Raw genomic sequence first — 24,483 nt, 5'->3', positions numbered from 1 at the left:
TGTTTATGCGGATCTATACCCTGCTCGTTGTGCTGCTTATGGGAACGTTGGTGTCCGGACAAACATCCGCACCGACGCCGTCCGTTTGGTCCGGGGGCGCCTACGCGATCGCCGACGCCGGACCGCGTCACGTTGCAGGCGGCGAACGGGCGGCAACCGCGGCCCTGCCCATCATCCCTGATATAGAGATCAACTCCAACTTACCCGTCTGCTACGGGGGGCAGATAATGGCGCGCTTCACCGAGGATGCACCCAGTGACCTCACCTATTCGTGGCGGGGACCGCGGGGCTGGTCCAGCCGCACCGCGGAATGGACGCGCTTCAACGCCGACCCGAGCATGGCCGGCACCTACACCCTCACCGTCACCGACCGCAGCGGCCGTTCGGCGTCCAAACGCTTCACCGTCACCGTAAAGGATCCGGTGGAGATCGCAATTACTCCCGAGCCCGCCATCGCCTGTCTCGGTCAGAACCTGGTACTCCGCGCCACGGGCGGGCGGGACTACGAATGGTCGGGTCCCCACCTGAGCCGGGCGGGGGAGGACTCCGTGATCTTCCGGCACATCGTTCCCGGTCAATACCCGGTGACCGTCGTCGGTAAGGAACTCAACGGAGAGTGTACGGGTACCGAAACCATCCTGGTGACCCTGCAACCGGCACCGAAGGTGAATGCCGGTGACGACTACGTAGCCTGTTCCAACCTGGAATTGCAGCTTACCGGCAGTCCCGACGCTTCGGACGGGGGCAGCGGGCAGTGGTCCGGTAGCAACGTCACCCCCGACGGCCGCTTCACCGCCACTGCGCCGGGCACCTACTCCGCTACCTACACCTATACGAACGAGTACGGCTGCCGGAGTTCGGACCGGGCCACGATGTGCGTGGATAATCCCCCCGTCGCCGACTTCGAATTCGAGCAGGGCTTCGTCTGTAAGCAGGAGGACGAGACCTTCCGCACGATCAATACGACAGCGGAAGGTGCCTGTGGTGCGGGCGTTTCTTACCTGTGGGAGTTCGTCGGCTACGACGGCGGCGACTGCAACAACGGGAAGGGACAGGCCTTCTTTACCGCGGGGACCGACCGCAACAGCCGCGAGCCCGTATTCCGTATCACCAAACCGGGCAGTTACATCATCTCCCTGATCGCCAGCAGCGATTGCGGCAGTACCGAGCACCGCGACACGATGCTGGTGTTCAGTAAACCCGCCGCCGAGATTGAGGTAGAAGACATGTACTGCGGTGCGCAGTTTCTGGACTTCGGGTTCAGCAAGCTGCCCTGCCATTCCTCCATGAGTACGACGCGCTGGGAATTCCCCACCGCCTCGCCACCGGTCACCTACGTAGGCGCGGACGCCCCGCCCGTCTATTTCGAGCCCGGCACCCACACGATGACCGTCGTAACCTCCAACAAGTGCGGTGGCGGTGATTTTACCCACACCTTCGAGGTGATGGAGCCCCCCGTGGCTGATTATATGCTGCCCTCCGACACGGTGTGCCGGGGCGATACGATCATCCCGATCGACAACAGCGAAGGCACCCACCTGACCTACCTCTGGGAGGCTTCCGACACCGCCATCCACTTCATCGACTCCTCGCTCGCCACCCCGCAAATCGCCTTTACCAATAGCCTGGCCCAAGGCTGGTACACCCTGACCGCAACACTCACCAACGAGGCCTGCGGAACCAGCCGGCAGACGATCGATGTGTACGTCGAGCTTCCCCCGCGTCCCTCCATCCGCAACCCGGGCCCCTTTTGCGAGACGGCCAGTTTCACGCCGGAGGGTACCTACGGGATCCCCTTTGAAAGCGTGGACTCCTTCCGGTGGGAACTGAGCGACGGTACCACGACCACCCTGCTGTCAACCACGGAGCATGCGCCGCCCGTCTCCATCGACCGGCCGGGTACTTACACCTTACTGTTTACGGCCGTCAATCGTTGCGAACGGAAAACCGCCCGTCGCTCGTTCCGCGTGCTGGAAACCCCGGATCCCGCCTTCGACCTGAGCCGGGATACGGTCTGTACCGACGGCGCCAACAGCATCACCCTGACCGACCGTTCGGGGGGTGATATCGACACCTATGCCTGGGAGGTCACCAATTCCGCCGGCCAGGTAGTGCTGACCTCCGGGGAAGCATCGCCCACCTTCACGTTCCCCCCTTCGACCCCGCCGGGTAACTACACCTTGGCGGTGACCGTAGCCAATCCCGTCTGCCCAGATACCCCCACGTGGGATACGACGGTCCTGGTAGTCACCACGCCGAAGGCTACCATCGCCGCCATTGACAATAACTGCGCCGATCACCGTTTCACGCCCCGCGCCGACTACGGGACCTTCGGCCCCTTTATCGATTCGGTACGCTGGACCTTCCCGGCCGGCAGTACGCCCGCGACTTCCACCGACCGGGAGCCAGGCGAAGTATTCGTCGACCGTACCGGCCGCGGCCTGCCGGTGACCCTGACCGTGTACGGAGGCTGCGGCAGCAGCAGCGATACCGTACGGTTTGACATTCTTGAGCCGCCGGTAGCCGAATTCAGTATCGATTCCCTCATCTGCCGCGGCGGCGACCTCGTTCCGGTGAATAGCAGTACCGGTGAGGACCTTACCTACCGGTGGACGGCTTCACCCGACGGCGTGACCATCAGCGACAGCACCGTGCGCGAACCGCGCTTCACCTTCGGGGGTACGGCAACTGCATATGTACTGATCCTGGAGGTCGGCAACGCTACCTGCGGGTTTGAGCAGGTGAGCCATACGGTGACGATCACCCGGGCCCCCCAGCCGCAGATCGCCACGATCCCCGACGCCTGCGAGGACCTGGACCTGCTGCCCTCTGTCACCTACGGCGTACCCGCGGCGGAGATCGATTCGGTCCGGTGGACGCTGGCGCGTATCGGCGGAGCTACACCGGCCGCGGAGCTTTACCGCGGACCGGAAACCGCCGCTCCCTTCCGCCTCGATGCACCGGGGCTGTACGAGTTTACGGCCACGGCCTACAATATCTGTGCACCCACGGGGCGGACGGCCCGCCGCACCTTCCGCATCTACACGCCCGCCCGGGCCGATTTTGACGTCAACGACCTGCAGCTCTGCCGGGGCGAGGAACTGATCATCCAGAACACCTCTGACGGTGACGTAACCTCCTTCACGGTAACGGTGCTGGATCCCGCGGGGACGCAGGTGCTCAGCAGCTCCGATGCCCGGGTGGTCGTCGGGTTCGACGACAGCTACGCTACGGGCTCCTATACCGTTCGCCTGGAAGCTACGAACCCGGCTTGCGGACCTACCGTAAAGGACACCGTGGTCTGGTTGAGCGCCCCGCCCACCGTCACCCTCGACCCGGTATCCGATGCCTGCGGTACCACTTCGGTAGCCCTGTCGGCAAGCTTTTCCGACCCATCGGATATTGACTCAGTCGGCTGGCAGATCACCCAAGCCGATGGTACGGTGGTCTTTCATGCCACTACCTTTTCGCCCGCTTCGGTCAGCCTCCCGCCCGGCCGGTATACCGCGGAAGTAACCGTCACGAACGACTGCGGAACGGACACCAAGCGCGACAACTTTCAACTCTTTGAACCACCGTTCGCGGACGTAGCGCTCAGCGTTACCGAGCTTTGCGCTGGGGAGCCACTTACGGTGACCAACACCTCCACGGGCGACGTGAGCAGCCTGATGATCGAAGTGATCGATCCGAGTGGAGCCGTAGCCTTCATTAGTACGTCTTCCCCGGCCAGCTTTGCCTTTACCGAGACGCAATTGCCGGGTACCTATACGGTGCGGCTGGCGGCGGGCAATATTGCCTGCGGGATGGACACTACGGAGCAGACCCTCCGCTTCAACCGGACACCAACCATCATACTTAACCAGGTGGTTGAAGGCTGTGGCCGGACCACGGTGACGCTTTCCGGGACGACCTCCGCTCCGGCCTTCATCGATTCGATCGGCTGGCAGATCACCGACGCCGCCGGTACGGTAGTGTACACCCACGACAGTTATTCCCCCGCTCCGGTCAGCCTGGCGCCGGGCCGCTACGCGGTGGAGGCTACCGTGACCAACGAATGCGGAGCAACCACCGCCCGCGACACCTTCCGGCTGTGGGAGACCCCGGAGCCCGCCTTCACGCTGGACACCGACCTGGTCTGCGAAAGCGGCTCGGTCACGGCGGTCAACACCTCCGGAGGTGACGTGTCCGACCTGAGTTTCGATGTACTGGACGCGTCGGGGGCTACGGTATTCACCCGCTCCGTCTCCCCGGCGACCTTTGTGTTTGACGGCAGCCAGCCGGAGGGGGACTATACGTTACGTATGACGGTGAGCAATCCCGAGTGTGGTACCCTTATCCGGGACACCACCGTCCGGATCACGGTTGCCCCGACGATCACGCTGGACCCGATCGCCGATGCCTGTGGGCGGACCACGGTGACCCTGTCGGGCAAGACCTCCGCCCCCGCCTTCATCGATTCGATCGGCTGGGAGATCCGCAACGCCGCCGGTGTACTGGTGTACGACCACGACAGTTTCCACCCGGCACCGGTCAGTCTGGAGCCGGGCACCTACCACGTGCGCGCCGGTGTCCGTAACGGCTGCGGTAGCGACGAAGCCTTCGACACCTTTCAGCTCTTTGCGGCACCCCAGCCCCTTATCGCGCTGAACGCCGACACGGTGTGCCGGGGAGGCTCGATCACGGCCACCGATGTCAGTGGCGGCGATGTTTCCGGCCGCGTGTTTCAGCTGGTCGACCCCAACGGCGTGATCGTTCGGCGGGAGCGGTCTTCCCCCGCCGTGCTGACCTTCGAAAACGACTGGATTCCCGGAGACTATACGCTGCAGCTTTTCGTCGGCAACCCCGAGTGTGGAACGGAGCGGACGGACACGATCGTGCACCTTTCCGCGCCGCCGACGATCGTTCTCGATTCGATCGCCGACGCCTGCGGCCGCACGACGGTACAGTTGGCGGCCCGCACATCGGATGTGGCCTTTATCGACGGCATTGACTGGCGCATTATGGATGCAGCGGGCACCGTGGTGTACCGCAATTCCACCTTCATGCCCGGTCCGGTTAATCTACCGGTCGGTACGTACCGGGCGGAGGCTGCGGTCCGTAACACCTGTGGCGTCGATACCAGCCGCACTGCTTTCCGGTTGTACGAAATGCCGGAGCCTGCCTTTACGGTCGATGCGGCTTTCGTATGTGTTGGTGGTGCCATCACGGCTGAGAACACCTCCGCGGGTGACATCACCGACTTCACCTTCGAGGTACTTGATGCGACCAACATCGTCGTCTTCACGAGCAACGCCTCGCCGGCCAGCTTCACCTTCACGGGTGCTCAGCCCATCGGTGACTACACGGTACGTCTGTCGGTCAGCAACCCGCAGTGTGGTACGCTGACCCGCGATACCACGATCCGTCTGAGTGCCGAGCCGACTATCGTGCTTGATCCGGCAGCCGACAATTGTGCGCCGGGTACGGTGCAGCTGTCTGCAACCACATCGGATGTGGCCTTCATCGACAGCATCGGCTGGCAGATCACGGATGCTTCCGGCACCATTGTCTACGCCAACTCGACCTTCACGCCCGGCCCCGTCAACCTGCCCGCCGGCATTTACGCCGTCGAAGCAACGGTCCTGAACAGCTGCGGTAGCGACACGAGCCGCGATACCTTCCAGCTCTTCGAGACGCCGGAGCCCAGCCTCGCGCTGGATACGGACCTGGTTTGCCAGGGTGGTACCATCACCGCTACGAATACTTCGGCTGGTGACGTCACCGACTTCACCTTCCAGGTAATCGATGCGACCAGCAACGTCGTTTTCACGAGCAACGCCTCGCCCGCAAGTCTCACCTTCACGGGTGCCCAGCCGATCGGCGATTACACGGTACGCCTCTCGGTCAGCAACCCGCAGTGTGGTACGCTGACCCGCGATACCACGATCCGTCTGAGTGCCGAGCCGACTATCGTGCTTGATCCGGTAGCCGACAATTGTGCGCCGGGTACGGTGCAGCTGTCCGCAACCACATCGGATGTGGCCTTTATCGACTCGATCGGTTGGAGCATTACCGACGCCAGTGGGGTAGTGGTCTACACCAACTCGACCTTCACGCCTGCTTCGGTCAACCTGCCCGCCGGCATTTACGCCGTCGAAGCAACGGTACTGAACAGCTGTGGTAGCGACACGAGCCGCGATACCTTCCAGCTCTTCGAGACGCCGGAGCCTAGTTTGGCGCTGGATACGGACCTGGTGTGCCAGGGTGGTACCATCACCGCTACCAATACTTCGGCTGGTGACGTGACGGACTTTACCTTCACCGTAGTAGACGGAAGTGGCGCTACCATTTTTACGAGCAACGCCTCGCCCGCCAGCTTCACCTTCACGGGTGCCCAGCCGATCGGCGATTACACGGTACGCCTCTCGGTCAGCAACCCGCAGTGTGGTACGCTGACCCGCGATACGACCATCCGCCTGAGTGCCGAGCCGACTATCGTACTCGATCCGGTAGCCGACGATTGTTCGCCGGGAACGGTACAACTGTCTGCGACCACATCGGATGTGGCCTTTATCGACTCAATCGGTTGGATCATCACCGACGCCAGTGGGGTAGTGGTCTACACCAACTCGACCTTCACGCCTGCTTCGGTCAACCTGCCCGCCGGCATTTACGCCGTCGAAGCAACGGTCCTGAACAGCTGCGGCAGCGACACGAGCCGCGATACCTTCCAGCTCTTCGAGACGCCGGAGCCCAGCCTCGCGCTGGATACGGACCTGGTTTGCCAGGGTGGTACCATCACCGCTACGAATACTTCGGCTGGTGACGTCACCGACTTCACCTTCCAGGTAATCGATGCGACCAGCAACGTCGTTTTCACGAGCAACACCTCGCCGGCCAGCTTCACCTTCTCCGGTGCCCAGCCCATCGGCGACTACACGGTACGTCTGTCGGTCAGCAATCCGCAGTGTGGTACGCTGACCCGCGACACCACCATCCGCCTGAGCGCCGAGCCTACCATCGTGCTCGATCCCGTAGCCGACGATTGTGCCCCGGGAACGGTACAGCTGTCCGCGACCACATCGGATGTGGCCTTTATCGACAGCATCGGCTGGCAAATCACGGATGCTTCCGGCACCATCGTCTACACGAACTCGACCTTCACGCCCGCTTCGGTTAGTCTGCCCGCCGGCATTTACGCCGTCGAAGCAACGGTCCTGAACAGCTGCGGTAGCGACACGAGCCGCGATACCTTCCAGCTCTTCGAGACGCCCGAACCCAGCCTCGCGCTGGATGCGGATCTGGTTTGTCAGGGTGGTACCATCACCGCTACGAATACTTCGGCTGGTGACGTCACCGACTTCACCTTCCAGGTAATCGATGCGACCAGCAACGTCGTTTTCACGAGCAACGCCTCGCCCGCAAGTCTCACCTTCACGGGTGCCCAGCCGATCGGCGATTACACGGTACGTCTGTCGGTCAGCAACCCGCAGTGTGGTACGCTGACCCGCGACACCACCATCCGCCTGAGCGCCGAGCCGACTATCGTGCTTGATCCGGCAGCCGACTATTGTGCGCCGGGTACGGTGCAGCTGTCTGCAACCACATCGGATGTGGCTTTTATCGACTCGATCGGTTGGAGCATTACCGACGCCAGTGGGGTAGTGGTCTACACCAACTCGACCTTCACGCCCGCTTCGGTCAACCTGCCCGCCGGCACCTACGCCGTCGAGGCCACCGTGCTGAACAGCTGCGGCAGCGACACGAGCCGCGATACCTTCCAGCTCTTCGAGACCCCGGAGCCCAGTTTGGCGCTGGATACGGACCTGGTGTGCCAGGGTGGTACGATCACCGCTACGAATATTTCGGCTGGTGACGTCACCGACTTCACGTTCCAGGTAATCGATGCGACCAGCAACGTCGTTTTCACCAGCAACGTCTCGCCCGCCAGCTTCACCTTCACGGGTGCTCAGCCCATCGGCGACTACACCGTACGCCTCTCGGTCAGCAACCCGCAGTGTGGTACGCTGACCCGCGATACCACGATCCGTCTGAGTGCCGAGCCGACTATCGTGCTTGATCCGGCAGCCGACAATTGTGCGCCGGGTACGGTGCAGCTGTCCGCAACCACATCGGATGTGGCCTTCATCGACAGCATCGGCTGGCAGATCACGGATGCTTCCGGCACCATCGTCTACGCCAACTCGACCTTCACGCCCGGCCCCGTCAACCTGCCCGCCGGCATTTACGCCGTCGAAGCAACGGTCCTGAACAGCTGCGGCAGCGACACGAGCCGCGATACCTTCCAGCTCTTCGAGACCCCGGAGCCCAGCCTCGCGCTGGATACGGACCTGGTTTGCCAGGGTGGTACCATCACCGCTACGAATACTTCGGCTGGTGACGTCACCGACTTCACCTTCCAGGTAATCGATGCGACCAGCAACGTCGTTTTCACCAGCAACGCCTCGCCCGCCAGCTTCACCTTCACCGGTGCTCAGCCCATCGGTGACTACACGGTACGTCTGTCGGTCAGCAACCCGCAGTGTGGCACGCTGACCCGCGACACCACCATCCGTCTCAGCGCCGAGCCGACCATTGTACTCGATCCGGTAGCCGACGATTGTGCCCCGGGAACGGTACAGCTGTCCGCGACCACATCGGATGTGGCCTTTATCGACAGCATCGGCTGGCAAATCACGGATGCTTCCGGCACCATCGTCTACACCAACTCCACCTTCACGCCCGCTTCGGTCAACCTGCCCGCCGGCGTCTACGCCGTAGAGGCGACCGTGCTGAACAGCTGCGGCAGCGACACGAGCCGCGATACCTTCCAGCTCTTCGAGACGCCGGAGCCCAGCCTCGCGCTGGATACGGATCTGGTATGCCAGGGTGGTACCATCACCGCCACGAATACCTCCGCGGGTGACGTAACGGACTTCACCTTCACCGTAGTAGACGGAAGTGGCGCTACCATTTTTACGAGCAACGCCTCGCCCGCCAGCTTCACCTTCACGGGTGCTCAGCCCATCGGTGACTACACGGTACGTCTGTCGGTCAGCAACCCGCAGTGTGGTACGCTGACCCGCGATACGACCATCCGTCTGAGTGCTGAGCCGACTATCGTACTCGATCCGGTAGCCGACGATTGTTCGCCGGGAACGGTTCAACTGTCTGCGACCACATCGGATGTGGCCTTTATCGACTCAATCGGTTGGATCATCACCGACGCCAGTGGGGTAGTGGTCTACACCAACTCGACCTTCACGCCTGCTTCGGTCAACCTGCCCGCCGGCATTTACGCCGTCGAAGCAACGGTACTGAACAGCTGCGGCAGCGACACGAGCCGCGATACCTTCCAGCTCTTCGAGACCCTGGAGCCCAGCCTCGCGCTGGATGCGGATCTGGTTTGTCAGGGTGGTACCATCACCGCTACGAATACTTCGGCGGGTGACGTCACCGACTTCACCTTCCAGGTACTCGATGCGGCCAACAACGTCGTCTTCACGAGCAACACCTCGCCCGCCAGTTTCACCTTCACCGGTGCTCAGCCCATCGGTGACTACACGGTACGCCTGTCGGTCAGCAACCCGCAGTGTGGCACGCTGACCCGCGATACCACGATCCGTCTGAGCGCCGAGCCGACCATCGTGCTCGATCCGGTAGCCGACGATTGTGCGCCGGGTACGGTGCAGCTGTCTGCGACCACATCGGATGTGGACTTCATCGACAGCATCGGCTGGCAGATCACGGATGCTTCCGGCACCATCGTCTACGCCAACTCGACCTTCACCCCGAATGCGGTCAACCTGCCCGCCGGTACCTACGCCGTAGAGGCCACGGTCCTGAACAGCTGCGGCAGCGACACGAGCCGCGATACCTTCCAGCTCTTCGAGACGCCCGCGCCCAGCTTCGTCATCGACGCAGCCCAGGTCTGTCAGGGCGGGTCGATCGTGCTCACGAATACCTCCCTGGGTGACGTTACCGACTTCACCTTTGAAGTGCTGGACGCCTCGGGTACCGTCCTCGACCGCACCGATGCCTCACCGGCCACCTTCAACTTCAGCGTAGGACAGGCCCCCGGCGATTATACCGTCCGGATGTCGGTCAGTAACCCGCAGTGTGGTACCCTGACGCGCGATACGATCGTGCGCCTGAGCGCCCCGCCGACCATCGTCCTGAATCCGGTAGCCGACGACTGCGCACCGGGAACGGTACAGCTCTCCGCGACCACATCCGATGTGGCCTTCATCGACAGCATCGGCTGGAGTATCACCGACGCCAGCGGTGCGGTAGTATTCACCAATGCTACCTTCACCCCCGGTCCCGTCAACCTGCCCGCCGGTACCTATGCTGTCGAAGCTACCGTTCTGAACAGTTGCGGCAGCGACACGAGCCGTGATACCTTCCGGCTCTTCGAGACACCCGAGCCCAGCTTCACGCTGGATACGGACCTGCTCTGCGGTACCGGTACCCTGACCGCTACGACTACCTCCGGGGGCGACGCCACGGCCTTCACCTTCACGGTGCGCGACGCGGCAGGTGCGACTGTCTTCAGCAGCGACGTATCGCCGGCGACCTTCACCTTCGACGGCAGCCAGGCATTCGGTGACTACACGGTCGAACTGGCCGTCACCAACCCCGCCTGCGGAACCGTGCGGACGGATACCACCGTGACCTACACCACGGCTCCGACCATTGCCCTGGAGCCCCAGCCGGACCACTGCGGCCCTACCGACGTGCAGCTTGCCGCCACGCTCACCCACGCCGCGGAAGCTGACTCCGTCACCTGGGTCATTACCGACGAAACCGGCACCGAACGCTTCGCCTTCACCGGCACCGCACCCGCGTCCGCCCGCCTGACCCCCGGCACCTATGCCGTAGCAGCCACCGTAGCTAATGCCTGCGGCGTGCACACCGACCGCGATACCTTCCGGATCTTCACCGCGCCCACCGCCGGTCTTGCCCTGAGCACCGACCTGCTGTGCAGCGACCGCTCCTTCACCGTCATCAATAGCTCGACGGGCGATGCCGACGAATTCCGGTTCACGGTCCACGCCGCCGACGGTACCGAAGTGCTGTCGAGCACTAACTCGCCGACGACCTTCACCTTCGCCGACAACCTCCCGTACGGCGACTATACCGTACGGCTGACGGCGGGCAACGCGGTCTGCGGCACCGTTACTCGCGACACCACCGTGCGCCTGAGCGCCGCTCCGGCTATTGCCCTGGACCCCGTAGTTGACGCCTGCGGTACCACGGAGATCCAGCTCTCCGCCACCACGACCGACACCGCGGCCATGGACCGCATCGACTGGTGGATCGTTGACGCTACTGGTACGGAGGTGTACGCGAGTACCACCTTCCGTCCCGACGCCGTCACCCTGCCCGCCGGCACCTACGCCGTAGCGGCTACGGTGACCAACGCCTGCGGTACTGCCGTCGACCGGGACACCTTCCGCATCTACGACGACGCTATCCCCGACTTCACGCTGGATGCCGATCTGGTCTGCGGCGACGGTACCCTCACGGCCAGCAGTAACACGGCTGACCCGCGCTTCGAAGTGCTCGACGCGAGCGGCACGCCGCTCTTCAGCAGCAACACCTCACCCGCTACCTTCACCTTCGGGCCGGAGCACGCGGCGGGGACCTACACCCTGCGCCTGACTACGGGCAATCCGGTCTGCGGCTTCCTGCAGCGTGACACGATCGTGCGGCGCACCGCCGCGCCCTCCATCGCCCTGGATCGGCAGCCGGACTACTGCGGTACGGCGGAGGTGCTGCTCGCGGCCACCCTGACCGACACGACCTTCACCGACTCGCTTATCTGGACCATCCGCACCGTCGACGGTGGGGTAGTGTACACCCACGCCGGGCCCGATCCGGTGCCGACCACGCTCGCTCCCGGCCACTACGCCGTGGACGCCCGCGTGGCCAACGCCTGCGGTACGGACGTCGACCGCGACACCTTCCGGGTATACGCCCCCCCGGTGCCCCGGATGGAGCTGACGGGTGAGCTCGTCTGTGCCGACCGCAGCCTGACCGTAACGGAGGCTTCGGCCGGTGACGTGACCGACTTCACGATCTCGGTCCTGGACGCCAGCGGAACGCCCGTGATGACCCGCACCAAATCGCCGGCCCGCTTCGCCTTCGCCGGCAGCCTGCCGGACGGTACCTACACGATCCGTCTGGAAGCCGGCAACCCCGCCTGCGGCTCCGTCGTGCGGGATACGATCATCACGCTCGTGACCCCGCCGACCATCGTACTGGACGCCCAGCCCGACTACTGCGGTACCGGTGACGTACAGTTGTCCGCCGTGACCTCGGACCCGGCGGCCATCGACTCCATCGGCTGGTCGATCCGCGATGCCGCGGGCACCGCAGTATTCACCCACGAAGGGTTCCGGCCCGATCCGGTGACCCTGGGCCCCGGCACCTACGCCGTGGAAGCCACGGTAGCCAACGCCTGCGCGACCGACCGGAGCCGCGATACCTTCCGGATTCTGGAGTCCGTGGTCCTCGACGTGACCCTGGACAGCAGTCTCAACTGTGCCCTGCCCTTCGCGGTACCGGTGACCAACCGGACCACCGGCGACGACCTGACCTTCGACTGGACCGTGGCCGGACCGGGCGTCACCGCCTTCGACCGTACGGCGCGGGAGCCGAACTTCGAGTTTACGACCGCGGGCACCTACGTGGTGACTCTGACGGCCTCTAGCCCGGCCTGCGGCATCTCCGTGTGGCGCGACACCCTCACGGCCCGTCCGACTCCGCAGCCCACGCTGGCGGACCTTACGGAGTACTGCGGCGACCAGCTGATCACGCCCGGTATCGACTACGACGGTACGGTGGCCGACAGCGTCCGGTGGGACTTCCCCGGCAGCGACCGGCCGACCTCCACGGAACTGTTCCCCGCCGATGTGGGCTACCGGGGTGCGGGCACCTTCCGGTACGGCGTGAACATTTACACCGCCTGCGGGGAGACCCGCTTGGAGGACAGCTTCGTGATCGATACCATGCCGGTCATCGACCTGGGGCCGCGCGACACCGTTTGTACGGAAGACGGTCCCTTCACGCTGACCACGCCGACCCCCGCCGGGGGCCAGTGGCGTGATGCCCTCGGCCGCGCCGGGGTGATTACCGCCGACGGCACCTTTGACCCCGCCGCAGCCGGAGCCGGCACTACGACCGTGGAGTACGTATACACTTCGGGCGCCTGTGAAACGGTGGCGCGCCGGGAGATTCACGTCATTGACCTCTCCTACGTGACCCTCACCGCCACCGAACTGGAGATGTGTGAGAGCGAGACCGCCTTCCCCCTTACCGTGGGCTCGCCCGCGGGAGGCTGGTATACCGGAACCGGAGTGACCGACACCTCCGGTGTCTTCAGCGCCGAGTTAGCCGGCCCGGGCGATCACGAACTCACCTACCACTACCGCGAAGCGGGGGGCAGCTGCACCACCGAGCGGACGTTCACCGTCCACGTGTGGCCCCGGCCGCGCCCCGCCATCGAGCTGCCCGCGACCATCTGCCAGGGTCAACCGACCCAGCTTACGCACCGGGGTGCCCACGCGGTAAGCTTCCTGTGGGAGCTTTCCGACGGGCGCACCTCGGAGGAGGAAAACCCGACCTTCACCTTTACCGGTACGCGAACGGTGACGCTGACCACTACTTCGGACCAGGGCTGCACCACGACCGTGATCCGCGAGGTCAACGTGACACCGGCGCCCTTCACCCGTTTCATGGCGGACATGGATAAGGCTTGTCCGGGTGAGGAAATCACCTTCACCAACATGACCGACGCCCGCGATGCGACCACCTACCGGTGGGACTTCGGCGACGGCACCACCTCCCTGGAGGACTCCCCGCGCCACGCCTTCGCGAATCCCGACGCCACCGTCCGGAAGTACTTCGTTGTCCTGACCGCCACCAACGCCTGTGGCAGCAGTACCTCCCGCATGCCGGTGTTCGTATATCCGGAGCCGGAGCTCTCCTTCACCACCGACGGGGGGGAATGCGTCAGCGAAACCGTGACCTTCACGGCACAGGCCAACCGCATGACGGACCTACGGTGGGATTTCGGCGATGGTACTACCGCGGCCGGTGAGGAGAATCCTTCGCATACCTTCCCCGCCCCGGGTACCTATACGGTCACCCTGACGGGCACGTCGGTAGCCGGTGACTGTCCCGCCACCTATACCACCGAACTTACGGTGGGTGGTGGTCCTACCGCCTCCTTCACCGCCGACACCTACGAGGGTTGTGCCCCGCTGCCGGTTGAACTTACCAACACCTCCACGGGTGACGGTCCCTACTTCTGGGACTTCGGCGACGGCACCACCTCGACGGAGGTCCAGCCCGGTACCCACGTGTACGACACGCCGGGTGACTACACGGTGACCCTGCGCACCGAGGGCCGTGCCGGCTGCGGTACGGGCGTCGTCACGGTGCCCATCCGGGTCCACGGCGTACCCGAAGCCGCCTTCGTGGCCGAGCCCTTTGATGCCTGTGCCATACCCCAGGAAGTATATTTCAACAATGACTCCCGCGGGGCCGTGGACTACAGCTGGGACTTCGGTAACGGGCAGACCTCCGACCTGGAAGAAGTAGCCGTACTGTACGACGAGCGCGGCACCTACTCCGTAAACCTGACGGCGACCAGCGACTACGGCTGCTCGACCACCGAGGCCCTGGAATTCACGGTCTACGAGCCGCCGGTCGCGGCCCTGGACGTCCTGGATACGGTGGTCTGCGGCCCCCTGACGCTGCCCTTCGTCAACGGGAGCTCATGGTCGGACTACTTCGACTGGGAATTCTCGGACGGCTATACTGCCGACGTCGCCGAGCTGGAGCGTTCCTTCTCCCGCAGCGGCAACTACAGCGTACAACTCGTGGCCGGTAACGCCATCGGCTGTACGGATACCCTGACGGTGGAGAACATCGTGACGGTTCTGCCCACCCCGACGGCGGACTTCGACTACGTCGAGGACCAGGTCGGCGGCACGTCGCGGCTGACCTTCGAGAGCCTGGCCAGCGAGGATGCGGTCGTGTTCGGATGGGACTTCGGCGACGGCCAGTTCAGCGACCTGCGCAACCCCACCCACGACTTCGAGTCGCCGGAGGGCACCACGGTCAAGCACTGGGTCGAAAACGAGTTCGGCTGTGTTGATTCCCTGGCGCTTCCGCTCGACCTGGACGAGTACGGCGGCCTGTACATCCCGAACATCCTGACCCCCGTGGACAACACCATCGCGGAGCAGGACATCTTCAAGCCGAAGGGACTGAACCTTACCGACTACTACATCGCGATCTACACCCGTACCGGGCAGCTGGTCTGGGAGTCGATGGAACTCGACGAGCGCGGCAGTCCCACCGAGCACTGGGACGGAACCTACCAGGGCAAGCCGATGATGGCCGGCACCTACGTCTGGCGCGTCCACCGGGCGGAGTTCCGGGGCGGCAAGCCCTGGATCGGGATGCGCAACGCGAACGGACGGATGTCGCACACCGGCTACCTCACGCTCGTACGGTAGGGCGGTACACGCAGGTGCGGCGGCAGGCCGTAACGCAGAGGCTTCGGGATGACCGCCACAGGGCGCTCCCGGAGCCTCCGTGTTTGGGTACTCCCCGGCGACCTCCGGGTGTAACCGGGTAATTGCACAGCGGGGGAACTTAGTTATCTTGGTCCGCCGTAGCCGGTCACAATTTACCGGATACGACTAACCTCGATCAAGCAAGCATGACCCCCACACCCCTCCTTCGTCTAACTTCCCTCCGGCTACTCCTGTGTATCGGTACGTTGGGGATCATCACATCCTGTCAGTCGGACCCACAGGCAGGCGTCGATGACGGTACCCTGCCCGAGGAGAACCGCTTCACTACGACGGTCCTGAGCGAGCCCGGTAGCCTGGACGAGCCGATGGCCTTCACCTTCCTCACCCCAGATGAGATGATGATCGTGGAGCGCAAGGGCGGGGTAAAGACCTTTAACGCGGCGCAGCGGGAAATGCGGACCGTGGGAACGATCCCCGTAAATACCATATACACCAACAAGGAGGGGGCTACCCGGCCCGCTGAGGAAGGCCTGATGGGCGTCGCGGCCGACCCCGACTACGCGGAGAACCACTGGGTATACATGCTATACGCCGACCCCGACGAGCCGAAGCACGTGCTGTCGCGCTTCACCTTCGACGGCGACGCGCTGCAGCTGGACAGCGAGAAGGTCGTACTGGAGTACGCGGCCCAGCGCGAGGTCTGCTGCCATACGGGCGGCGGGATCACCTTCGATGCTAGCGGTAACCTGTACCTGACCGTGGGCAACAACACCGCCAACCCGCCGATCGGTACGTCCAACCTGGACGAGCGGCCCGGTCACGAAAACTCCGACGACCAGCGCACCGCCGGCAACACCAACGACCTGCGCGGCAAGATCCTGCGCATCCACCCCGAAGACGATGGCAGCTACACCATACCGGAAGGCAATCTCTTCCCGGAGGGCACCGAGGGCACCCGCCCAGAGATCTATACCATGGGGCACCGGAACCCCTGGCGCGTGAGCGTCGACAGTGAAACCGGCTACATCTACTGGGGCGAGGTAGGCCCCGACGCCAGCGAGGACAGCCGCTACGGTCCGCGGGGCTACGACGAGTTCAACCAGGCCAAGGAAGCGAGCTTCCACGGGTGGCCCTACTTTATCGGCGACAATATTCCGTACACGGACTACGACTACGCTACCGACTCGGTCAGCGGACCCTTCGACGTCAACAATGTCGTCAATACCTCCCCCAACAACGACGGCCTGACCGAGCTCCCCAAGCCCGTACCCGCCTTCATCTGGTATCCGTACTCCTACTCCGAGGACTTCCCCCTGATGGGTAGTTCGGGCCGCAGCGCTACGGGAGGACCGGTGTACCGGCAGGCCGACTTCGCCGATTCCGAATACCGCTTTCCCAGCTACTACGAAGGCAAGTGGCTGGCCGTGGAATTCATGCGCGGCTGGATCATGGCAGTGGAGATGGATGAGAACGGAGACTACGTCGGTATGGAGCCCTTCCTGCCCGGCGAAAACTTCTCCAGCGCTATCGATATGCAGTTCAGCCCCGACGGACGCCTCTACGTACTCGAGTACGGCTCGGCCTGGTTCCGGGGCAACGAGAACGCCCAGATAAAGCGTATCGAATACAACGGCGGCAACCGGGCCCCCGTGGTGGCGGCGAGTGCCGACCGGACCGCCGGTGCCCTACCGCTGACCGTACAGCTGTCCTCCGAGGGCACCGAGGACTACGATAAGGACGATCTGGAGTACCGCTGGACGGTCACCTCCGACAACGGCTACTCCGAAACCTTTGACGACGCCAACCCGAGCGTAACCCTTGACGAGGAGGGTACCTATACCGCCGACCTGACCGTCACCGATGCCGCCGGCAATACCAATCAACAGTCCTTTACGATCCTGGCCGGCAATGCGCCCCCGGAAGTGGACATCGCCATCGCGGAGGGCAACCGGTCCTTCTTCTTTCCCGGCAGCGAGCTCCGGTACGACATCCAGGTGGCCGACCCCGAGGACGGCTCGGTAGCCGACGGATCCATTCCCGCCGAGGCGGTGGCCGTAAACTTCGACTACGCTCCCGAGGGCTACGATCCCATCGCGATCGCACAGAACCACGTGAGCAGCGACGAGTGGGCCATTTTCGCCCAGGGCAAGAGCCTGATCAATGAGAGCGACTGCCTTTCCTGCCACCGTGTGGATGTGTCCTCCGTGGGGCCCAGCTACCAGGCCGTAGCCGAAAAGTACGCCGGTGACCCCGGCCAGAAGCCGGTGATCGTAAAGCGCATTATCGAAGGCAGCGTCGGCCTGTGGGGCGATCACGCTATGAGCGCCCACCCGGACCTGTCCGAGCGCGATGCTGGCAAGATGGTCGACTACATCCTGAGCCTGACCGGCCCGGGCCCCGATCAGCAGCGCGTTCCCCTTTCGGGCACTTACGTCACCCGGGTACCGGAGCGGGAGAACGGCAAGGGAAGCTACCTGCTGCGCGCCGCCTATACCGACCGCGGTACGGGTAGCCTGTCGCCGCTGACGGCCGAGAAGATCATCCCCCTCCGCAATCCGAAACTTAACGTGGAAGCCCCCGACGAGCAACAGGGCACCCAGTTGCTGACCACGCCCGGCCGCTCCTTCAACGTGGTCGAGGATGGCGGCTACGTCGCCTACCAGAATCTGGACCTGACGGGCATCAGCGCGATCGTGATCGGCGCGGAGGCGAATAACCGCAGCGGTGCGGCCGGCGGTACGATCGAGGTGCGCCTGGATTCCCCCGACGGCGACCTGCTCGGCACCACCGAGCGGGTGGCCCACCAGGAGGTGGATCTGCGGGCCGAACTGACGAAGATTCTCGCGGCCTGGGAGGCGGGTGGCAAGAAAGGCCCCGAACCCAACATCTGGAGCATCCGCGACCAGTTCCGTCCTACGTTCACCGTGCCGGTGGACGGGGCCACGGGAATGCACGACGTATACTTCGTGGTGCGGAACCCCGAGGCCAAGCAGGGGCAGATCCTCGTAGAACTGCAGGGGATCGAATTTATGAATACCAACCAACTGTCGCGGTAGGCTACCGCCCGGCACGTACCAATACACGATCATGCAAACGAAAGCAACCACCCGCCGCCAGTTTCTCCGCACTACCTCGGCCGTCGCCGGCGGACTCCTCATCGCCACGCCGGCCGTACACGCCGCGCCGGCCATCCTGCGCTACTACAACAAGCCGAACTCGGTGATCAACGGCGTACAGATCGGCACGATCACCTACTCCTTCCGCAGTATGCCTGACCAGAGCGCCGAGGCTACCCTGGGGTACGTCACCGACGCCGGCATCAGTGCCATCGAGCTAATGGGCGAACCGGCCGAATCCTTCGCCGGGGCCCCCGAGAGTTCCGTGGACCGCGGCAAGATGTACGGAATGATGCGCAAGCAGCGCGACGGCGAGCTCTCCGATACGGAAAAGGCCGAGCTGGAAGAAATGCGCGCCGCGCTGGAAGACCACCAGCGGGCGGTGGCCGTGTGGCGGGCCGGCGCGGACATGAAGAAATTCCGCCAGCTGCGGCGGATGTACGCCGACGCCGGCGTAAGCATCTATGGGTTCAAGCCCAGTGCATTCGGGAAGAATAACTCCGACGCCGAGATCGACTACGGCCTGCGCGCCGCCAAAACGCTCGGCGCCAGCCACGTGACCCTGGAGCACCCGGGCGACGACGCCTGGACCGCCAAGCTGGGTGAGATGGCCCGCAAGCACGGCGTGCGCGTTGCCTACCACGGCCACACCCAGCAGACGCCTGACTTCTGGGACACGGCACTGCGGCAGAGTGCCGCCAATGCCCTGAACTTCGATGCCGGCCACTACGTGGCCGCCGGCTACGATCCGCTCGAACTCATGCGCAGTAAACACGCCAGTATCGCCAGCATGCACACCAAGGACCGGACCACCCCCGCCCACGGGCAGCAGAACCTGCCGTGGGGTGAGGGCGATACCCCCATCGCGGAAATGCTCGACCTGATGCGGCGCGGCAAGTACAACTTCCCAGCCACCGTGGAGCTGGAGTACGAGGTACCCGAGGGGTCCGATGCCGTACAGGAGGTTGCCCGCTGCCTGGAGTTCTGTCGCGAGGCGCTGGCGCAGGCCAGGTAAGCTGCTCCCAGTCCCCGGGTGCCGGTAGCTGGCTCCCTGCCAATCGAGCGTTACCCGCTGAAGTTGATACGGCAGCTCTCCGTAGCCTGCCGGAAGGAACCGGTGGCAGCCGCCCCCGGTAGCCACACCGCACCCGCGCGCCGCCGCTCGGATAAACGCGTATGACTTCCGCCGTAGGTTTGCTTAATCGATTTAGTATATTTATACCCGATGCAACCTTACCCAACACCTTCCGCGGGCGTTTCGCTGGCCTGTTTTCTGTCCCTGCTGCTACTGGCCGGTTGTGGCCGCTCGCCCGGAACCGGTGTGACGGCCGACGGGACACCGGCCCCGGACGACCGCCCCAACATCGTGGTCATCATGGCCGACGACCTCGGCTACTCGGATATCGGCTGTTACGGCGGCGAGATCAATACGCCGAACATCGACGCCCTGGCCGCCGACGGTATCCGGATGACGCAGTTCTACAACAACGCGCGCTGCTGCCCGACCCGCGCGTCCCTCCTCACGGGACTCTACGCCCACCAGGTGGGACTGCAGACCAACGGACCCAGCATGAACTTCAACTGCGTCACGGCCGCGGAGGCCCTGGAAGCCGATGGCTACCAGACCGGCATGTCCGGAAAGTGGCACCTGACCCACGCCGAGCCGCTGCCCGATCCCCAGGAACACCTGCAGTGGCTGGCCAACCAGAACGGACCGGAAGTCTATGGCGACCTGGAAACCTACCCCAATCACCGGGGCTTCGACGAATTCTACGGCATCGTCTGGGGAGTGGTGAACTACTTCAACCCCTTCAGTCTGGTACACAACGACGCCCCGCTGCGCGACTCGATCGGGGAGGACTTCTACATGACCGACTTCATCACGGACAAGGCGGAATTGCTTATCGACCAGTTTTCCGAAAAGGAGGAGCCCTTCTTCCTTTACGTGGCCCACACCGCACCGCACTGGCCGCTGCACGCCCTGCCCGAGGATATCGCCAAGTATAAAGGCCGCTACGACGCCGGCTGGGGCGCCCTGCGCGAGGAGCGCTACGCCCGCATGGTGGAGATGGGGCTGATAGACTCCTCCGTAAGTCCGGACGGCGGCAACGAATCCGACCGGCAGTGGCCCGATGTGGAAGACCAGAACTGGGAGAGCGAACACATGGAGGTCCACGCAGCCATGGTGGACCACCTGGACGCCGGGGTGGGCCGCCTCATCGATAAGCTGAAGGCGACCGGGGAGTACGAGAATACCGTCATCATCTTCCTAGCCGACAACGGTGCCAGTCCCGAGCGGATGTACGACCCGGGCTACGACCGGCCGGCCTTCACCCACGACGGAACGCCGATCGAATACACCGATGACCACTACGAACACCCCGGACCGGAGACCACCATGGCCGGTATCGGACAGGCGTGGGCCGGCGCGGCCAATACCCCCTTCCGGTTCTGGAAGGCCTGGTCGTACCACGGCGGCAACGCCACCCCGATGATCGTCCACTGGTCGGCCGGCCTGGAAGCCGAAGCGGGATCGCTGGTCAGGGCTCCCGGTCACGTCATCGACCTGATGCCGACCTTTCTCGACCTCGCCGGCACGGAGTACCCCATGGACTACGCCGACCGCGACATTCCCGCCCTGGAGGGCAAGAGCCTGCTGCCCCTCATCAAGGGGCAACGCCGCGAGCCGCACGAAGTGCTGTTCTGGCAACACGACAGGGGGAAGGCCGTCCGCGTAGGCGACTGGAAGCTGGTACGCTGGGCCGACCAGCCCTGGGAGCTTTACGATCTCTCGAAGGACCTCACCGAAACCAACGACCTAGCCGCCGAATATCCGGAGAAAGTGGAAGAGCTGAGGGCCCGGTGGCAGGAGAAGGCCGAGGCGGTGGGCTACGTGGACCTGGGCGGGAGATCCATGTCGGAGTGAGGCGGCAACCGTCCCCCCGGCTTGGGAGGGTCCGGCTGGCCACGAATGCACGCTGGCATTCCTGAAAATTGTAAAAATGACTATTATTGAGCCGCGGTCGCGGCCGCCGTCAAAACATCATGCCATGAAATTCAGTCTTTTCCTTTTGGTCCTCTGTCTCCTGTTTGCCTGCGGCCCGGCCGACACCGCCGATACCGGTTCTACCGGAGATAGCGAGGGGCCCGGCCTCAGCGTCTCCGAGACGGCCTTCGGCAGCACCGACGAAGGGGAGGTGACCCAGTATACCCTGGAGAACGAGAATGGCATGCGCGTCAGCGTCATCAACTACGGCGGAATCATCACCCACATCTACGCGCCCGACCGCGACGGCCAACTGGCGGACGTACTGGTGGGCTTCGACAGCCTGAGCGGCTACACCGGCGACAACCCCTACTTCGGTGCCCTCATCGGCCGCTACGGCAACCGCATCGCCAAGGGGCAATTCACCCTCAACGGGGAAACCTACCAATTGCCTACCAACGACGGCCCCAACAGCCTACACGGCGGCAATATGGGCTTCAACCGCAAGCTCTGGCAGATGCGGGCCCTCGAGGAAAGTGACCGTGTGGGCGTAGAGCTGACCGGCACCAGCCCCGATGGCGAGATGGGCTACCCCGGCAAGCTGGACGTGACGGTACGCTACTGGCTCGACAACGACAACGCCCTGACGCTGGAGTACGAGGCTACCACCGACCAGGCGACCCCCGTCAACCTGACTAACCACGCCTACTTCAACCTGGCCGGCAGCGGAGACATCCTCGGCCACGAGCTGACGATCAACGCCGCCGAGTTTACCCCCGTCGACGAGACGCTCATCCCCATCGGGGAACTGCGCGACGTGGAGGGTACGCCCTTCGACTTCCAGTCGGCCACCCCCATCGGGGACCGCATCGACCAGGACAACGAGCAGCTGACCCTGGGCAAGGGCTACGACCACAACTACGTACTCGACGCCAGCGGCTCCGGCCTGCACGAGGCGGCCTTCGTCTACGAGCCCGGCAGCGGACGGACCCTAGACGTGAAGACCACCGAGCCCGGAATCCAGTTTTACAGCGGCAACTTCCTCGACGGTACCCTGACCGGCAAGGGCGATCAGCCGATCGCCTACCGGACCGGCTTCTGCCTGGAAACCCAGCACTTCCCCGATTCGCCGAACCAGGACAGCGAGGACTTCCCCTCTACCATCCTGGAGCCGGGCGATATCTACGAGAGCACGACGGTCTACACCTTCGGTACCCGCTAGCGCCGCCTGCCCCCCCGGTTACCGATGGGGGCACTTAAGTAGGTCAAAACACGTTGTCGGTGTAAAATTCCGTATCCGCCTTCCGTGGCGGAAGGATGTTGTGTGCGTACGTGACGCCGACGTAGCATTCTCGTAAGCCCGCGGCTGGGGCAAAACGATTCGTTAAGGTGGCAATCTGGGCGGAAAATCCGACGTTCTAACCGCTGTACACGGGGGACAACCCGGTATAACAGAGCGTCGGATTAGGCAGTGAACCGGTATGTGCCGGGCTGCCGCAGTCGCTTTGAGGCTGGGTTATCACCCGTAAACAAACACCTAGAATCTGAACGTACGTACCTCCGCCTGACGTGGAGGTGCCCCGGTGCCCGCGTGCCATTGCGATGGTTGGGCCGGCGGGGAGTGGGTTCGGAGCAATTGTTTGCTTATGAATCTACCGCTACGCAATCTGTTTTTTGGCGCTCTACTGTTCTTCGGCCTGCCCGCGTTGGCCCAGGATCCATTCTTCTCCCAGTTCTACGCCAACCGCGTCTACCTGAACCCGGCCTACGCCGGTCTGGAGGCTGGCACCCAGCTGATCCTTAACTACCGCGACCAGTGGTTCGGCCTGCCCGACGCCAGCAGCATGCCCTTTCAGGGCGGATTCCGGACCTACAACGTGACCCTCAACCAACGTTTGCCGTGTATCGGCGATATGGAGCGGGCCACTTTCGGCGTGGCCGGATCACTGTTTCAGGACGAGACGGGCGTTGCCCCGCTCAAGACGACCGGTGGCGGCCTGGCCGTGGCCTTCGAGTACTCGGTACTCGATCCCGACCGGCGCACCTCGCATGGCCTCAGCCGGCTCGACGTGCGCCTCGGCTCCCAGCTCAGTCTGATGCAGAGCACGCTGGTGAGCGGGCACTACTTCTTCGCCTACCAGGTGGATCCAGTGGCGGGCGTGATCAGCCCCCCGCAGATCGTCAATGTCGGTACCGGCCCCTATACCAATGTGAACATCGGCACCATGGTGCGCGGCGCCTGGAAGCACGGCGTCCACGACTACACCATCTTCACCCTCGGCGCCAGCCTCTCGAACGTCAACGAGCCGGACATCGCCTTCGACCCCGAGTCGACCGAGTCGTTTCTGCCCCGCCGGACCACCCTGCATATGGGCTTTACGCGGAGCATCAGCTCCATGCGCGGGACGAAACACTATACGCCTACTTCCGTGGCACCCCAGTTTCGCTGGGACACACAGCACGACGGCAAGATGAACCTCTTTACGGTGGGTTCCTACCTATTTGGGAAGGGTTTCTACACCGGAGCCTTCTATCAGTTCAACACGCCCCGCCGCCCGGCCACCAACGACGGTAGCGTCATCGGCGGCCGGAATTCCAACGCCCTCATCCTGTCCTGGGGCCTGGACGCCCGCACCCTCCTCGACGTCGGCCGGCGCTGGAAGGACCGCGAAACCGGGTGGATCGTAGGCCTGTCCTACGACGTACCCCTCAGCGGAGTGAACGCCACGGCCTCCCTGGGAACGGTCGAGGTCAACTGCCGCATCATGCTCGCCGACCTGAAGTCGCGGTGCCGCATGATCAATAAGAACGAACTCTATCCGGGGGCAAAATGCCCCGTCAGCTTCTGACC

The 24,483-nt window shown here is 63.9% G+C and carries 6 protein-coding genes; all 6 read left to right on the top strand.

What is annotated here, in order from left to right:
• The first annotated feature begins 5 nt into the window (after positions 1–5).
• Positions 6–15,509 (top strand): PKD domain-containing protein, encoded by a 15,504-nt coding sequence (locus tag DQG19_RS06010; protein WP_157974354.1) that lies wholly within the window; start codon positions 6–8, stop codon positions 15,507–15,509.
• Positions 15,510–15,715: 206 nt separating this feature from the next.
• Positions 15,716–18,586, top strand: a complete 2,871-nt coding sequence (locus DQG19_RS06005; RefSeq protein WP_116125335.1) for a PQQ-dependent sugar dehydrogenase — start codon at positions 15,716–15,718, stop codon at positions 18,584–18,586.
• A 31-nt stretch (positions 18,587–18,617) separates the two neighbouring features.
• On the top strand, positions 18,618–19,661 hold the full coding sequence (locus tag DQG19_RS06000; protein ID WP_116125334.1) for a sugar phosphate isomerase/epimerase family protein: 1,044 nt from the start codon (positions 18,618–18,620) through the stop codon (positions 19,659–19,661).
• Between the two features lie 210 nt (positions 19,662–19,871).
• Entirely contained in the window at positions 19,872–21,572 is a 1,701-nt protein-coding gene (locus DQG19_RS05995) for an arylsulfatase (protein WP_116125333.1), read from the top strand.
• 124 nt (positions 21,573–21,696) lie between these two features.
• Positions 21,697–22,854 (top strand): aldose epimerase family protein, encoded by a 1,158-nt coding sequence (locus tag DQG19_RS05990; protein ID WP_116125332.1) that lies wholly within the window; start codon positions 21,697–21,699, stop codon positions 22,852–22,854.
• Positions 22,855–23,278: 424 nt separating this feature from the next.
• Entirely contained in the window at positions 23,279–24,481 is a 1,203-nt protein-coding gene (locus DQG19_RS05985; protein WP_116125331.1) for a PorP/SprF family type IX secretion system membrane protein, read from the top strand.
• The last annotated feature ends 2 nt before the right edge of the window (positions 24,482–24,483 follow it).

Origin of the sequence: Lewinella sp. IMCC34183, assembly GCF_003390915.1 — a bacterium.
Lineage (GTDB): Bacteria > Bacteroidota > Bacteroidia > Chitinophagales > Saprospiraceae > Neolewinella.
Note: the sequence above shows the minus strand (reverse complement) of the source record. Positions and strands in the feature narration are given on the sequence as shown.

Excerpts from the sequence above, each read along its gene's own strand:
- DQG19_RS06010 (WP_157974354.1), top strand. The coding sequence starts at position 6 with ATGCGGATCTATACCCTGCTCGTTGTGCTGCTTATGGGAACGTTGGTG.
- DQG19_RS06005 (WP_116125335.1), top strand. The coding sequence starts at position 15,716 with ATGACCCCCACACCCCTCCTTCGTCTAACTTCCCTCCGGCTACTCCTG.
- DQG19_RS06000 (WP_116125334.1), top strand. The coding sequence starts at position 18,618 with ATGCAAACGAAAGCAACCACCCGCCGCCAGTTTCTCCGCACTACCTCG.
- DQG19_RS05995 (WP_116125333.1), top strand. The coding sequence starts at position 19,872 with ATGCAACCTTACCCAACACCTTCCGCGGGCGTTTCGCTGGCCTGTTTT.
- DQG19_RS05990 (WP_116125332.1), top strand. The coding sequence starts at position 21,697 with ATGAAATTCAGTCTTTTCCTTTTGGTCCTCTGTCTCCTGTTTGCCTGC.
- DQG19_RS05985 (WP_116125331.1), top strand. The coding sequence starts at position 23,279 with ATGAATCTACCGCTACGCAATCTGTTTTTTGGCGCTCTACTGTTCTTC.